Here is a 13,762-nt window from a genome sequence, read left to right on the forward strand (position 1 = left end):
ATCGGTCGAATCCGGAAGCGGTCGGCCAAGGGGCCTGTAAGTGAGCGGAGATCGGCCAGAATCCGAACACTTCCGGCCGCCACCTGGAAGGTGGCACGTTTTGCCAGTCGCCTTCGAGCCGGTCGTTTTCGGTCACACCTCGTTCATTCGGCGTTCTCCCCGGCCGCCCAGCCTCGGAGCCATGAAGAAGGCCCTCCTCGCCGCGACCGTCGTCGCCTCCGCGCTCACCGCTTCCCTCGTCGCCGCCCCGCTCGCCTCGGCCTCCGGCCGCGACGGCAGCGACGGCCGCGACGGCCGCGACCGTTCCGCCGTCCCGTTCACCGAAGCCACCGTCACCGCCGGAGCCGACGGCTCCTTCACCCTCCGGTGGAAGGCCCGCGGCACCGACCGGGTCGAGATCCGGGCGAACGGCAAGGTCGTCGCCAAGGGCGGGGCCCAGGGCCGGGCCGTGGTCACGGGTCTGCCCGCCGCCGACCGCCAGTGGTTCGACTTCACGCCGCAGCGCGGCCAGGGCCTGCGCCTCGCCGACCGGCTGATCAGGCTCGACGGCACCGCCAACTTCCGCGACGCCGGCGGCTACCGCACCAGCACCGGCCAGTGGGTCAGGATGGGCGAGGTCTACCGCTCCGACGCCCTCGACAAGCTGACCGAGAACGACCTGGCCAAGCTCCAGCGCCTGCGCATCAAGACGGTCTTCGACCTCCGCATGGAGGACGAGCGCACCAAGGACGCCGACAAGGTCCCCGCAGGCGCCACATACGTCGTCGCCGACGTCTTCGCCGGATCCGGTTCCTTCCGGGCCATGCCCCGCACCCCCGACGAGGCCGTCAAGGCCATGGTCGACGCCGAGCGGGCGATGGTCTCCGGCGCCGGCGGCAAGAAGGCGTACACCCAGGTCTTCGAAGGCATCGAGCGCGACCGCAGCCGCTCCGTCCTCTTCCACTGCACCGCCGGCAAGGACCGCACCGGCTGGGCCAATGCCGCCCTGCTCACCGCCCTCGGTGTGCCGCGCGCGACCGTCGAGGCCGACTACCTGGCCAGCAACGACTACCGCAAGGCCGCCAACGACGCGATCCTCGCCCACCTGCCCGCCCAGCAGGCCGCCGTCTACAAGCCGATGCTCGACGTGCGCCCCGAGTACCTCAATGCGGGATACGACGAGGTCAAGGCCACGTACGGCTCCTTCGACCGCTACCTCGAGGACGGGCTGGGCATCGACTCCCGCGAGCTGAAGCAGCTCAAGAAGGACCTGCTCGTCGGCTGACCCGGGCGCGCACCCGCCGCCACGGAGGGGGCCGTGCCGTCGGCTCCCCTCCGCTCACGCCCCGCCGGCTCAGTCCAGTACGGGAAGCAGCTCCGGCAGGTGCCCGTCCGAGGCGCGGGCCGCCTCCTGCCGTTCCTGCGGTACCTCCCCGTACAGCGTCGTACGGGCCTTCGCGGGCCGCCCGGCCGCCCCGGCGACCGCAATCAGGTCCCGGACCGACTTGTACGAGCCGTAACTCGACCCGGCCATGCGCGAGATGGTCTCCTCCATCAGCGTCCCGCCCAGGTCGTTCGCCCCCGACCGGAGCATCTCGGCCGCGCCGTCCGCCCCCAGCTTCACCCAGCTCGTCTGGATGTTGGGAATGTGCGGGTGCAGCAGGATGCGGGCCATCGCCGTCACCGCCCGGTTGTCGCGGACCGTCGGGCCCGGCCGTGCGATGCCCGCCAGGTACACGGGCGCGTTGGTGTGGATGAAGGGGAGCGTGACGAACTCCGTGAAACCACCGGTCTGCTGTTGGATGCGCGACAGCGTGCGGAAGTGCCCGAGCCAGTGCCGCGGCTGGTCCACGTGCCCGTACATCATCGTGGACGAGGAGCGGATCCCGAGCTCGTGCGCGGTGGTGATGACGTCGATCCAGTCCGCCGTCGGCAGCTTGCCCTTCGTCAGGACCCAGCGCACCTCGTCGTCCAGGATCTCCGCCGCCGTACCCGGGATCGAGTCCAGGCCCGCCTCCTTGGCCGCCGTCAGCCAGTCCCGTACGGACATCCCCGTCCGCGTCGCCCCGTTGACCACTTCCATCGGCGAGAAGGCGTGCACGTGCATACCGGGGACCCGCTGCTTCACGGCGCGCGCGATGTCGAAGTACGCCGTCCCGGGCAGGTCCGGGTGGATGCCGCCCTGCATGCACACCTCGACCGCGCCCACGTCCCAGGCCTGGGCGGCCCGGTCGGCGACCTGGTCGAGGGAGAGGGTGTAGGCATCGGCGTCCGTGCGGCGCTGCGCGAAGGCGCAGAACCGGCAGCCGGTGTAGCAGACGTTGGTGAAGTTGATGTTCCGCGTGACGATGTAGGTGACCTCGTCCCCCACGACCGACCTGCGCAGGTCGTCGGCGATCCGGCACAGCGCGTCCAGGGCCGGCCCGTCCGCGTGCAGCAGCGCCAGCGCCTGGGCGTCCGTCAGCTTCGTCGGATCGTCGGCGGCCTGCGCGAGGGCGCCCCGTACGTCGGTGTCGATGCGCTCGGCGACCATCCCGGGCGCCGCCGCCTCCCGCAGGGCCTCCCAGTCGCCGTACACGTCGTCGAAGTCGTCGCGCCGGTCGCCGGTGCGTCCCTCGGTGTCGATGGTGGCGTGCAGGTCCGTGCGCCCGTATGCGGCGAAGCCCTCATCCGGCTCCTGCCACGGCCTGCCCTCGACGGGCGCGCCCTCGTCGGCCAGCCCGGTCTGCGGATCGGCCAGCGCCCGTACGTGCGGCAGCAGGCGGGGGTCGAGCCAGGGCTCGCCCCGCTGGAGGAACTCGGGGTAGATGGTGAGGCGTTCGCGCAGCTCGAAGCCGGCCGCCGCGGTCCGCTCCGCCAGCTCCTCGATGTGCGGCCAGGGGCGCTCGGGATTGACGTGGTCGGGGGTGAGCGGCGAGACCCCGCCCCAGTCGTCGATGCCCGCGCCGATGAGCAGTGCGTACTCGGCGTCCACCAGGTTCGGCGGGGCCTGGATCCGTGCGCCCGGGCCCAGGATGTGCCGGGCGACGGCGATGGCGGCGGCCAGCTCCTCCAGCTCCGCGTCCGGCATGCCGCGCATGGCGGTGTCCGGCTTGGCGCGGAAGTTCTGGACGATGACCTCCTGGATGCCGTGGTAGCTGCGCTGGATGCGGCGCAGCTCGAAGAAGGCCTCGGCCCGCTCCCCGTAGGACTCGCCGATGCCGATGAGGACACCCGTGGTGAAGGGGACGTTGGAGCGGCCCGCGTCCTCCAGGACGCGCAGCCGCAGCGCCGGGTCCTTGTCGGGGGAGCCGTGGTGGGGGCCGCCCGGCTCGGACCACAGGCGGGTGGCGGTGGTCTCCAGCATCATGCCCATGCTCGGGGCGACCGGCTTGAGCCGCTGGAGGTCGGACCACGACATGACGCCGGGGTTGAGGTGCGGGAGCAGGCCCGTCTCCTCCAGGACCCGGATGGCCATGGCGCGTACGTAGGCGAGGGTGTCGTCGTAGCCGTGCGCGTCGAGCCACTCGCGCGCCTCGGGCCAGCGGTCCTCGGGCCGGTCGCCGAGGGTGAAGAGGGCTTCCTTGCAGCCCATCGCCGCACCCTGGCGGGCGATGTCGAGTACCTCGTCGGGGGAGAGGTACATCCCGTGGCCGCTCGCCCGCAGCTTCCCGGGGACGGTGACGAAGGTGCAGTAGTGGCACCGGTCGCGGCACAGGCGGGTGAGGGGGATGAAGACCTTGCGGGAGTACGTGATGACACCGGGGCGCCCGGCGGCGGCGAGCCCGGCGTCCCTTACCCGTGCGGCGGAGGCGGCGAGGTCCTTGAGGTCCTCGCCGCGCGCCTGGAGGAGTACGGCCGCCTCGGTCGCGTCGAGCGCGACGCCGTCGCGGGCCCGCCGGAGCGCGCGGCGCATCGCGTTTTCGGTCGGAGCGTCACTCGGAGTGGTCATGGGCCGAGCATACGATCCGACGTTCCGGCCGTGGTGTGGCTCATCTCATCAGCTCACCCGCGTTGACCAGCAGCGACTGGCCGGTTATGGCCCGGGCCCGGTCGGAGGCGAGGAAGGCCGCGGAGTCGGCGACGTCCCCGTCGGTGGCCAGATCCGGCAGCGCCATCCGCCGGGTCAGGCGGGCGTGCACCTCGGCCTCGGGGATGCCCTCGGTGTGGGCGGTGAAGGTGACGAACGCCTGGACGGGCGGGCCCCACATCCAGCCGGGCAGCACGGTGTTGACGCGGATCCGGTGCGGGCCGAGCTCGCGGGCCATGGAGTACATGGCGGAGGTCAGCGCCCCCTTGGAGGCGGCGTAGGCGGCCTGCTGCACCTCGTTGGGCGCGGCGACCGCGGACTGCGTCCCGATGATCACCACGGCTCCGCCGCGCTCCTTGAGGCCGGGCAGGCAGGCCCGGGTCATGCGCAGGGTGCCCAGCAGGTTGACGTCGATGATCTGCTGCCAGGTCCCGAAGTCGGCGTCCTCCAGCCCGCCGAAGTACGAGTCCCAGGCGGCCACGTGCACGACGGCGTCGATCCGGCCGAAGCGCGTGAGCGCGAGCTCGGCGAGGGCCTCGCACTGCCGCTCGTCCCCGATGTCGGTGGCGCGGTAGGCGGTGTGCGCTCCGTCGGGGTCGATCTCGGCGGCGGATTTGGCGAGATTCGCCTCCGTCCGCGCCCCGAGTACGGCGTTCCCGCCGTCCCGCACGACGGCGGCGGCCACCTGATGCCCGAGCCCGGCCCCGACGCCGGAGACGATGACGGTCTTCCCTTGCAGCAGCACGACGGACCTCCAGGGCGACAACGTATCTGACGGCCCGTCAGGCTAGGGGAGGGTCGCCCCCATGTGAAGGGGCGGGACGGCGTCGGGGCGGTGTCGGGGTGGGCCGGCTGCGATCGGCGAGCAGCGACCGTACGTGCGCGTGTGCGTGCACGCGCCCGCGCCCGTGTCCGCTCCCGTGCGCGTGTCCGTGCGCGTGCGCGGCGCCGGCGGGGTGCGGACAGCGCCGGCCAGTGCGTCCCTGGCGGGCCCGTCGGCGCGGTGCGCCGCAGCCACGGCGTGTGCCACGGCCCGCCCCGAGGGGGCGGCGCGCAGGATCCGCCGGGAGACGACGCCCCGCCGCGCCCGGCGGAAGGTGCCGGGTCCTGCGCGGGCCCGCGTCCGCGTCGACGGTCGAGCGGGTTCGGGAGATGATCGGAGATGACCCCGCGGCACGAGGCGAGGACGTGAGGACCATGTCGCTCCCGGATCCTTCCGGCCCGCCGCGGCGGGCCCGGTGGTGGGCCCTGCTCGCGGTGGTCTGTGCGGTGTGCGCGGCGCTGACCCTGGTGGGCGAGGGCATCGTCGGCGGGCTGCTCGTCCTGGCCTTCGGGGTGGCCGGTGCGGCCCTCACGGCCATGGGGACCTGGTGGGTGGTGTCCCATCGCGGCGCCGTACGCCTGTGGGGGACCCTGCTGGTGGTGGGCGCGCCCGTGGCCATCCTGTTCATCTACGCCCGGGCGGACCTGTGGCCCACCGCGCTGGTCGCCATCGCGCTCTGGGCGGCCGCCGTGGCGTGCGCGCGCACCGCGCTGCGCTCGGCGCGCCGCAGCCACGGCATGCGCGCGGCCGCACGGGCCGCCCCCCGGTACCCGGTGCTGATCATGAACCCGAAGTCCGGCGGCGGGAAAGTCGGCCGGTTCGGCCTGGTCGAGAAGGGCGAGGCGCTCGGCGCCCGGGTGGTGCTGCTCGACCCGGAGGTCGTGACGGACGTCGCCGCCCTCGCCCGCCGGGCGGTGGCCGAGGGAGCGGACCTGCTCGGCGTGGCCGGCGGTGACGGGACCCAGGCCCTGGTGGCCGAGGTGGCGGCCGAGCACGACCTGCCGTTCCTCGTGATCTCCGCCGGGACCAGGAACCACTTCGCGATGGACCTCGGGCTGGACCGCGAGGATCCCGCCCGGTGCCTGGACGCGCTGGTCGACGGGGAGGAACTCAGGGTCGACCTGGGTTCGGTGGGCGGCCACGCCTTCGTCAACACCGCCTCCTTCGGCGTCTACGCGGAGATCGTCCAGCGACCGGAGTACCGGGACGCCAAGGCGGACTCGGCCCTGGCCGCGCTGCCCGACCTGCTGCTCGGCTACGCCGGCACCACCCTCGACGCCGCCACCGACGGGACGCGGCTGGAAGCCCAGCAGGCGCTGCTGATCAGCAACAATCCGTACTCGTCCCCCGAACCGATGGGGGCCCGCAGGTCCCGGCTCGACCTCGGCGTGCTCGGCGTCGTCGGGATCCGGGTGAACAACGCCGCCCAGGCGGCCGACGTCGCGCTCCGCGGCGCCCGGGCGGCCGGCTTGCACATCCTGACCTCCCGCCAGGTCGTCGTCGGGTCGGCCGCGGAGCGCATCGCGGTCGCCGTGGACGGCGAGGCCCTGACCCTGCCCACGCCGGTGACCTGCTCCGTCCGCCCGGGTGCCCTGCGCGTACGGGTGCCCAGGCTGCGGCCCGGGGCGCCGCCGGTCGCGCCGCCCATGCAGTGGAGCGAGGTGCTCGCGCTCGCCTTCAAACGGCGGCCGGAGCCGGAGCCGGGGCCCGGGACCGGACCGGAGCCGGGGCCGGGGCCGGGGCCGGAGTCCGGGCCGGCCGGCGCCGCCCGGGATGCCCGACCGCCGGTGCGGCGTCACAATGAGGCGTACCCGGTGTTCGTAGCGGATTGGAGACATCCGTGAAGGACCTCAAGTTCGAGCAGAAGCGTTCCCTCTCCCGCCTGGAGGCCGCCGATCAGCTCTCCGCACTCGCGGAGGCCCTGCGCCACGGCGGCAACGCCGAACTGGAACTCGGCCCCGGGAAGATGAGCCTGCGGGTCCCCGACGAGCTCCGCACCGAGATCGAGGTCGAGGTCGGCGACGGGGAGATCGAGATGGAGATCGAACTCAAGTGGCCCACCGCGTCCACCGGCTGAGCCGGGGCCGCGTCACCGTCTCCGCGGGGGCTCCGGCACGGCGTGAACGGCACGGCGACTACACCGGCGCCGTCTACGGCTCGCTGCTCGCCGCCTCCGTCGTGGTCGGCGCCGGAACCCTCGGCCCGTACCCGCGGCTGCAACTCGTCGTGCTGCTCCTGTCCACCGGCGTGGTGTTCTGGGCCGCGCACGTCTTCTCCCGCCTCTTCGGGGCCCGCATGGTCAACCGCCTGAGCTGGGCCGTGATCCGCAGTGAGGCCAGGGAGGAGCGCCCGATCATCGAGGCGGCCGTCCCGCCCGCGATCGCCGCGGCCATCAGCCCGTGGTTCGGGCTGGGCCCCCAAGGCGTGGCCTGGCTGGCGCTGTTGGTCGCCCTGGTCGGGCAGGTCGGCTGGGCCACGCTGGCCGCCAGCCGGGCCGGCGCGTCACGCCGGCTGATGCTGATGGCCGGCGCGATCAACCTCTTCCTCGGGCTCCTCATCGTGCTGCTCAAGGTCGGCCTCCAGCACTGACCCCTCCCACCCCCGTCCGCGGCGGCGCCGTACTCTGCCGGCGCCGCGCCCGGCCGCGGGGTGGAACCTGCCCGACCCCTCCCCATCTGATGCCGCATCAGATAGACCGTTCCCATGACGACAGGAGAGCAGGACAGGCAGCAGGACACCCGCGTCGACGACTACGCCGAGCTCGCGGCCGTCGGCCCCTACGGCGTCCGCCCGGGCCATGCGCTGATCACCATGGTGGAACCGCACCCGGGCCACGAGTACGCGTACAACCGCTGGTACGAGGACGACCACTACTACGCCGGCGCGATGGCCATGCCCTGGATGTACGCTGGCCGCCGCTGGGTGGCCACCCGCGCACTGCAGGAACTGCGCTACCCCGAGAAGTCGGCCGTCGCCCAGCCCGTCACCGCGGGCTGCTACATATCGACGTACTGGGTCACCGAGGGCCGCTACGACGAACACATGAAGTGGACCGTCGGCATCAACAAGCGCCTGAACCGCGACGGGCGTGTCTACCAGGACCGCACCCACGTCTTCACGTCGTTCCAGGACCACGTGGCCACCGTCTACCGCGACGGAGCCGCCGGCCCGCGGGACCACCACGCCCTGGACCACCCGTACGAGGGCCTCGTCGTCCAGGTCGTCGACGCCGACGGGCGCGAGCAGCGGGCCGAGTTGCTGGAGTGGCTGCGCTCGCGCGCCCTGCCGAAGCGGCTGCACGGCGGTCCGGCCGCGATGGTGACGGTCTTCCGGCCCACTCCGCTGCCCGGCGACCGGATGACGTACGTCAAGCAGGTGGAGGGGGTCGACACCCGCCTCACGCTGCTGTGGTTCCTCCAGGAGGACCCCCGGACCTGCTGGGACCGTTTCCGGGGGCTGGACGAGGAGGTCGCGCAAGCGGGTCTGGGGCGGGTGGAGTTGGTGGCGCCCTTCATCCCCACGGTGCCGGGGACCGACCGTTACGTCGACCAGTTGCGCTGAGGCGCCACCGGCAGGGGCCGCCACCGGCAGGGGCCGCGGGCATGGCCGAGCCCCCTCGGCCAAGACGGCGGGTCGGTCGAGAGGGCCCCAGTCAGTGGTGCAGGTGGTGCGGGTGGTGCGGGTCGTGCAGGTGGTGCAGATGATTCAGGTCGTGCGAGGGGTTCAGCAGCCGGTCCCGGCAGTGCTGGATGCGGGGACCGAACGGTAGGGCAGGCGGGGGCGGTCGGGACGCGTGCCGTGATGTTCAGGCCAGGCGTCCCAGCCGACCCTCGGTGACGTCGGTGACGAAAGAGGTCCACGAGCCGGGCGCGAAGGTGAGGGACGGTCCGTCCTGCACCTTCGAGTCACGGACGGCGATGGCCTCCACGACAGGGGACTTGACCTCGACGCATGCGCCGTTGGCGGAGTAGGAGGACTTGATCCAGTTGGTCGTGGCGCCCTGGCGAATAGCCATGTTTCTCTCCGGTGAGCGAGTAGTGCCGGTAGATCCGGTGTCCTGTCGGCCACTTTTCCGGCTGACCTGATCGACGCTACCGGCAGCTCCTGACGGGTGAAGCGACCATTCACCCGACCGGGTGGCATATTCCATTCAGGCCTTCTGTGGCCGGGGAGTGACGGTGTACCGTACCGGCCCGCTTGCCGCCCGCCCGATGGATATCGGCCGTATCCCGCCCCTATGCGCCCTTGTCGGCATATTCGTTGATGATCCCCGAGATGAAGTCACGGGTCTGGTCGACGTTGAGGGCCTGCGCACGCAGGTGCTCGTACATCACGCTGTACTTCTGGACGTCGTTGGCCTTCTCCAGGTACAGGTCGCTCGTCACGCCCTCGATGTAGACGACGGTCGAGTCGGACGCGTCCGGGAACTCCAGGATCGCGTAATGGCCGTTGACGCCCGGGTGCGCGCCCAGCTCGAAGGGCATCACCTGCACCGTGACGTGCGGCTGCTCCGACTGCTCTATCAAGTACTCCAGCTGCCGGACCATGAGCGGCGCGTCGCCCACCCGCCGGCGCAGCGCGGCCTCGTCGATCACGGCCCACAGGCGCAGCGGCCCGAGGTCCGGGTTGTTGTTCTCCGTCTCGGAGAGCCGCTTCTGGCGGTGCATGCGGACCTGGACGCGCTTGTCCACGTCGGCGGGAGCCGTCTCCGGCCATGCGCCGCGGACGAGGGACTGGGCGTACTCGGTGGTCTGGAGCAGCCCCGGGATCACCAGCGGCTCGTAGGTGCGCAGGCTGGCGGCGTCCGTCTCCAGGCCGATGTAGACGCTGTACGGGATGTCGCCGAAGGCGTGCCACCAGCCCTGCTGGCGGGAGTCCTTCGCCATCTGCATGAGCGAGTCGATGAGGCGGCGGTCCTCCACCTCGTAGACGTCGCACAGGTCGCGGACGTCCCGCTGGCTGATCGAGCGGCGGCCGTTCTCCAGGCGGCTGATCTTCGACTGGGAGACGAGGAGGCGCTCGGCGACCTGTTCGGCCGTCATGCCCTTGTCCTCACGGAGCTTGCGCAACTCCATGCCCAGTCGGCGGCGTCGGACGGTGGGATTGACATTGGACGCCACGTGAACGGCACCTCCGCCTTCTTCTGTCGTTGCAGCTGTCTCTCTGCGTATCTGGTGTTGAGCAGACTGCCACCGAAGCGGGCGGCGCCGCTGGGGAACGGCCCGGAAACACAGACGCGCGGGGTGGCGGGGTCGGCGAACCGGCCCCGCCACCCCGCGCGCTGGCGGCTCCCGAACCGGCCGGGTCCTCGCGGACACCCGTCCGGGCGGTGGCGTTGCGTGGTGGTGCGTGGTCGTGCGTGGTGCGGTGGTGTTGCGTGGAGCGGGTGGATCAGTGCGCGGCCGCGCGGGCCATGGCGCCCGTCCGGCGCGGCTGCAGCGGAACGCTGCTCGCCGTGGCCCGGGCCGGCGGTGCGGGTGCGCGGTCACGGCGCGGCTGTGCGGCCACACCGTTCTGGACGTCCATCACGGCATGCGCCACGAGGCCGCCCATCGGGTCGTGCCGGATCAGGTCCCGCAGCCGGGACCTGGACGACCGCCCCTCGTTGCCGGGGTACAGGTGCTTGCCGAGTCCGACCGCGTGGGCCAGTGCGGCGAGCGCCGCGGTCCGCGGGTCCGGCGGTACGCCGGTGCGGATCGCACTGTCGAGCCGGGCTCGGATCTCCCGGCTGATCTCCGTGTCCGTCGCCTGGTAGCGAGTCGTCGGCAACACTCCGCACATCTGTCCCGCGACGGCATGCACCATGCCGCAGCGCTCCAGATGAGCGAGGTAAATCTGACGGAGCCCCAGTCGGGGTCCGCCGATCCAGTGGACGGCCCGTACCGGGCTGCCGCGCCTGCGCAGCAGTTCCAGTGCGGAGTCCAGAGTCGGATCTCCTGTCGGCCGTGGCATCACCACGGCGATACGATCCCCATCAGGGGCTATCCGTCCTGCCAGAGCCAGCTCCACTAGCTGTGCCCCGGCCAGGCCGAGGTCGAGCGACTGCGGCTGCGCCGTGGTACCCGTGGCCGGGTCCAAGGCGAGCAGCAGAAGCTCCTCCGGAATTGTTCTGCGGCTCCTGCCCATCCATGCCTCCCCGCGTGGATGAGTGACAGGGTGACGCCTCTCACATTCATCTGTCGAGAGCGCGTGGCCGCTTTGTGGGGTAACCCGCAGTTATGTCGTTCTCGTCCAGCACGGGGGCGATGCTCCCGAGACGGGACACTGTTAGACATTCGGACAGCCGGACATGGCGGCGATGGAGGAGGAACGGTGGCGGGCGAGTCCCCCGACAAGTCGGTAGATGAAGGAGCGCCGGGGGCGGCGGAGTCGTCCGCGGGGCGCGATCCGAGGCTGTCGGTGTTCCGGCCGCGCGATCCCGAGGGCGGCGGGGTCACCCGTGCCGGTGGCGGTACGGGGGCGGGTGTCGATCTGGACACCGAACCCGAGACCGAGACCGAACCCGAGACCGAGACCGAACCCGAGACCGAGGCCGAGGTCGAGCGCGGGGCCGGGCCCGAAGCCGGGACCGAGGCAGAAGCCGGGCCCGAGGCGGATGTCGCCGAGACCGATGCTCGGGCCGATTCCGGATCTGGTTCCGATTCCGGCTCCGGTTCGGGTTCGGGTTCGGGTTCCGACGGCGGGCCCGAGGCCGACGCCGAGGGTGAAGCCGGCGGGCGGGATGCGCTGCGGGACGCCGTGGCGGCATGGGTCGCCTCGGCCGACGACACCTCGACCGGGGGTACCTCGGCCGACGCCGGCGACGCCGGCGCGGACGCCTCCGCCGAGGCGGACGAGGACCGCGCGCCGGGTGCAGCCGGGGATTCCGCTTCGGTGGATGCCGAGGCGCCCGTGGGCGAGCCCGAGGGTGTCGGCTCCGACGCGCCCGAGGCCCGTACCGAAAAGCCCGAGTCTGATTCCGCTTCTGCTTCTGCTCCAGCCGAGGCGCCGGTGGACAGCGAGCGCACCGCCGTGTTCCGTGCGGTGAAGCCGCCGTCCGAGCCTGCTCCCGCTGCCGAGGCGAAGCCCGCCGACAGCGAGCGCACCGCCGTGTTCCGGGCCGTGAAGATGGATTCCGCTTCGGCCTCCGCCCCGGAGCGGGCGAAGCCCGGCCCCGCCGCCGATGAGCCCGCGGACAGCGAGCGCACGGCTGTGTTCCGCGCGGTGAAGCCGCCTTCCGCTTCGACTCCGGTCGACGAGGCGAAGCCGTCCGCTGACAAGCCGTCCACCGACAAGCCCGCGGCCGACAAGCCCGCCGACAGCGAGCGCACCGCCGTCTTCCGGGTCCCCAAGGTGGACGCGGTCAAGGCGGAGACCCCGAAGCCCGCCGCCAGGCCCGCCGCCCCGAAGCCGAGCCTGGCCAAGCCTGCCGAGGCCAGGTTCACCCCGACCGAGGCCAGGCCCGCCGCCAAGCCCGCCGAGGCCGAGCCCGCCGGAGCCGAGGCTCCCAAGGGCAGCACCTTCGTGCCGCTGCGCCCCGAGGGCGGCGCGCCCGCCGCTCCGGCGGCCGGGCAGCGGCCCAAGCCCCCGGTCACGCCCGCCTCCCGGTTCGACCGGATCGACGGGGCCGAGCGGACCACCCAGCAGCCGCTGCCGCCCAAGCCGCCGCTGGACATGCTGGCGGACCTCACGAACAACCCGCCCCCGCCGCCGAGCCCGATGCGCACCGCGATCCGGCGGTTCAAGATCTACGCGCCGCTCGTCGCGCTCCTGGCGCTCATCCTGGCCGTCGTGCAGCTGGTGCGCCCGCTGCCCGAGCCGAAGCTCGTGATGACCGAGAAGGCCTCGTACACCTTCGACGGCGCCGCGCCCCAGCTGCCGTGGCCCGCCGAGGGCCAGGCGTACATGGCGGCCGCCGGCCTCGGCACGCTCGGCCAGTCCGGCGAGCAGAAGCCCGTGCCGATCGCGAGCGTCACCAAGTCGATGACGGCGTACATCATCCTGCGCGACCACCCCATCAAGAAGGGTGATCAGGGCGCGATGATCGACATCGACAAGACGGCCGAGACCGAGGGCAAGAAGAACAACTCGACCGACAACGAGTCCACCCTCGACACGGTCAAGGAGGGCGACAAGATCTCGGAGTACGACGCGATCGCCGCCCTCATGATCCCCTCGGCCAACAACATCGCGCGGCTGCTCGCGCGCTGGGACTCCGGTTCGCAGGAAGCGTTCGTCAAGAAGATGAACGAGACCGCGAAGGAACTCGGCATGACCAGGACGACGTACACGGACCCCTCGGGTCTGGACGCGACCACGGTCAGCACCGCCGAGGACCAGGTGAAGCTGGGTCTGAAGCTCGTGGAGATGGAGACGCTCCTCGACATCACCAAGAAGCCCAGCTGGGTCGACCCGTCGGGCAAGAACTGGCCGAACTGGAACCGCCTGGTTCCGTACAACGACTCGCTCGGCATCAAGACCGGTACGACGACGAAGGCCGGCGGAAACCTGCTCTTCGCCGCGCAGAAGAAGGTCGGCAACACCAACCAGCTGATCGTCGGGGCCGTCCTCGGCCAGCACAAGGCGCCGATCATCGACACCGTCATCGCCGCGAGCAAGCAGCTCATGATCGCCACGCAGAAGTCCCTCGAGGGTGCGACGGTCGTGAAGAAGGGCGCTGTCGTGGGCTACGTCGACGACGGGCTCGGCGGCCGTACGCCGGTCGTCGCCACCGACGACGTGCAGGCGGTCGGCTGGGCCTCGCTGACCGTCGACGTCAAGCTGGCGGACGGCGGCGGCAAGCTGCCGCAGACCGCGAAGGCCGGTACCGAGGTCGGTCTGCTGACCGTCGGCGAAGGAGCCAGCCAGGTCAAGGTGCCGGTCGCCCTCAAGAGCGACCTCGCCGCGCCGGGCATCGGCAGCAAGCTGACGCGCGTCGGCTGACATCCGGTGAGAGCGTGGATCCGGCGCCC

11 protein-coding genes are annotated in these 13,762 nt (G+C 72.0%); 6 read left to right on the forward strand and 5 right to left on the reverse strand.

Going from position 1 to position 13,762, the window contains the following annotated elements; translation table 11 throughout:
• Positions 1-181 precede the first annotated feature (181 nt).
• Positions 182-1,264 (forward strand): tyrosine-protein phosphatase, encoded by a 1,083-nt coding sequence (locus B6R96_RS20590; protein WP_081523179.1) that lies wholly within the window; start codon positions 182-184, stop codon positions 1,262-1,264.
• A 69-nt stretch (positions 1,265-1,333) separates the two neighbouring features.
• On the opposite strand, the gene B6R96_RS20595 is transcribed toward B6R96_RS20590, so the two are convergent.
• Both B6R96_RS20595 and B6R96_RS20600 read right to left on the reverse strand, forming a co-directional pair.
• Positions 1,334-3,910, reverse strand: a complete 2,577-nt coding sequence (locus tag B6R96_RS20595) for a bifunctional FO biosynthesis protein CofGH (RefSeq protein WP_053176833.1) — start codon at positions 3,908-3,910, stop codon at positions 1,334-1,336.
• Between the two features lie 40 nt (positions 3,911-3,950).
• Positions 3,951-4,733 (reverse strand): SDR family oxidoreductase, encoded by a 783-nt coding sequence (locus tag B6R96_RS20600; protein WP_081523180.1) that lies wholly within the window; start codon positions 4,731-4,733, stop codon positions 3,951-3,953.
• A gap of 452 nt (positions 4,734-5,185) precedes the next feature.
• Between B6R96_RS20600 and B6R96_RS20605 the strand changes: the two genes are divergently transcribed.
• From B6R96_RS20605 to B6R96_RS20620, 4 genes are all read left to right on the forward strand, one after another.
• Positions 5,186-6,655: a diacylglycerol/lipid kinase family protein gene (locus B6R96_RS20605; protein WP_081523181.1), complete on the forward strand. Its 1,470-nt coding sequence runs from the start codon at positions 5,186-5,188 to the stop codon at positions 6,653-6,655.
• Complete coding sequence (locus B6R96_RS20610) at positions 6,652-6,888, forward strand: amphi-Trp domain-containing protein (RefSeq protein WP_030390047.1); 237 nt, start codon at positions 6,652-6,654, stop codon at positions 6,886-6,888. The genes B6R96_RS20605 and B6R96_RS20610 overlap by 4 nt, the downstream gene beginning before the upstream one ends.
• The gene (locus B6R96_RS20615; RefSeq protein ID WP_081525174.1) at positions 6,885-7,400 is read left to right on the forward strand and encodes a hypothetical protein; all 516 of its coding nucleotides are present in this window, start codon (positions 6,885-6,887) and stop codon (positions 7,398-7,400) included. Before B6R96_RS20610 ends, B6R96_RS20615 begins: the two co-directional genes overlap by 4 nt.
• Before the next feature lie 114 nt (positions 7,401-7,514).
• Entirely contained in the window at positions 7,515-8,372 is an 858-nt protein-coding gene (locus tag B6R96_RS20620) for a hypothetical protein (RefSeq protein ID WP_081523182.1), read from the forward strand.
• A gap of 244 nt (positions 8,373-8,616) precedes the next feature.
• Here the strand turns inward: B6R96_RS20620 and B6R96_RS20625 are convergent, their stop codons facing one another.
• The 3 genes from B6R96_RS20625 to B6R96_RS20635 all read right to left on the reverse strand — a co-directional run bounded on the left by B6R96_RS20625 (position 8,617) and on the right by B6R96_RS20635 (position 10,937).
• Complete coding sequence (locus tag B6R96_RS20625; RefSeq protein WP_030390043.1) at positions 8,617-8,826, reverse strand: DUF397 domain-containing protein; 210 nt, start codon at positions 8,824-8,826, stop codon at positions 8,617-8,619.
• Between the two features lie 220 nt (positions 8,827-9,046).
• Positions 9,047-9,931, reverse strand: a complete 885-nt coding sequence (locus B6R96_RS20630) for a helix-turn-helix domain-containing protein (protein WP_081523183.1) — start codon at positions 9,929-9,931, stop codon at positions 9,047-9,049.
• 271 nt (positions 9,932-10,202) lie between these two features.
• Complete coding sequence (locus tag B6R96_RS20635; RefSeq protein WP_030390041.1) at positions 10,203-10,937, reverse strand: GOLPH3/VPS74 family protein; 735 nt, start codon at positions 10,935-10,937, stop codon at positions 10,203-10,205.
• 186 nt (positions 10,938-11,123) lie between these two features.
• Here B6R96_RS20635 and B6R96_RS20640 point away from each other — a divergent pair, with 186 nt between their 5' ends.
• Positions 11,124-13,733, forward strand: a complete 2,610-nt coding sequence (locus B6R96_RS20640; protein ID WP_237291468.1) for a D-alanyl-D-alanine carboxypeptidase — start codon at positions 11,124-11,126, stop codon at positions 13,731-13,733.
• Positions 13,734-13,762 lie beyond the last annotated feature (29 nt).

Origin of the sequence: Streptomyces sp. Sge12, assembly GCF_002080455.1 — a bacterium.
Taxonomy (GTDB): domain Bacteria; phylum Actinomycetota; class Actinomycetes; order Streptomycetales; family Streptomycetaceae; genus Streptomyces.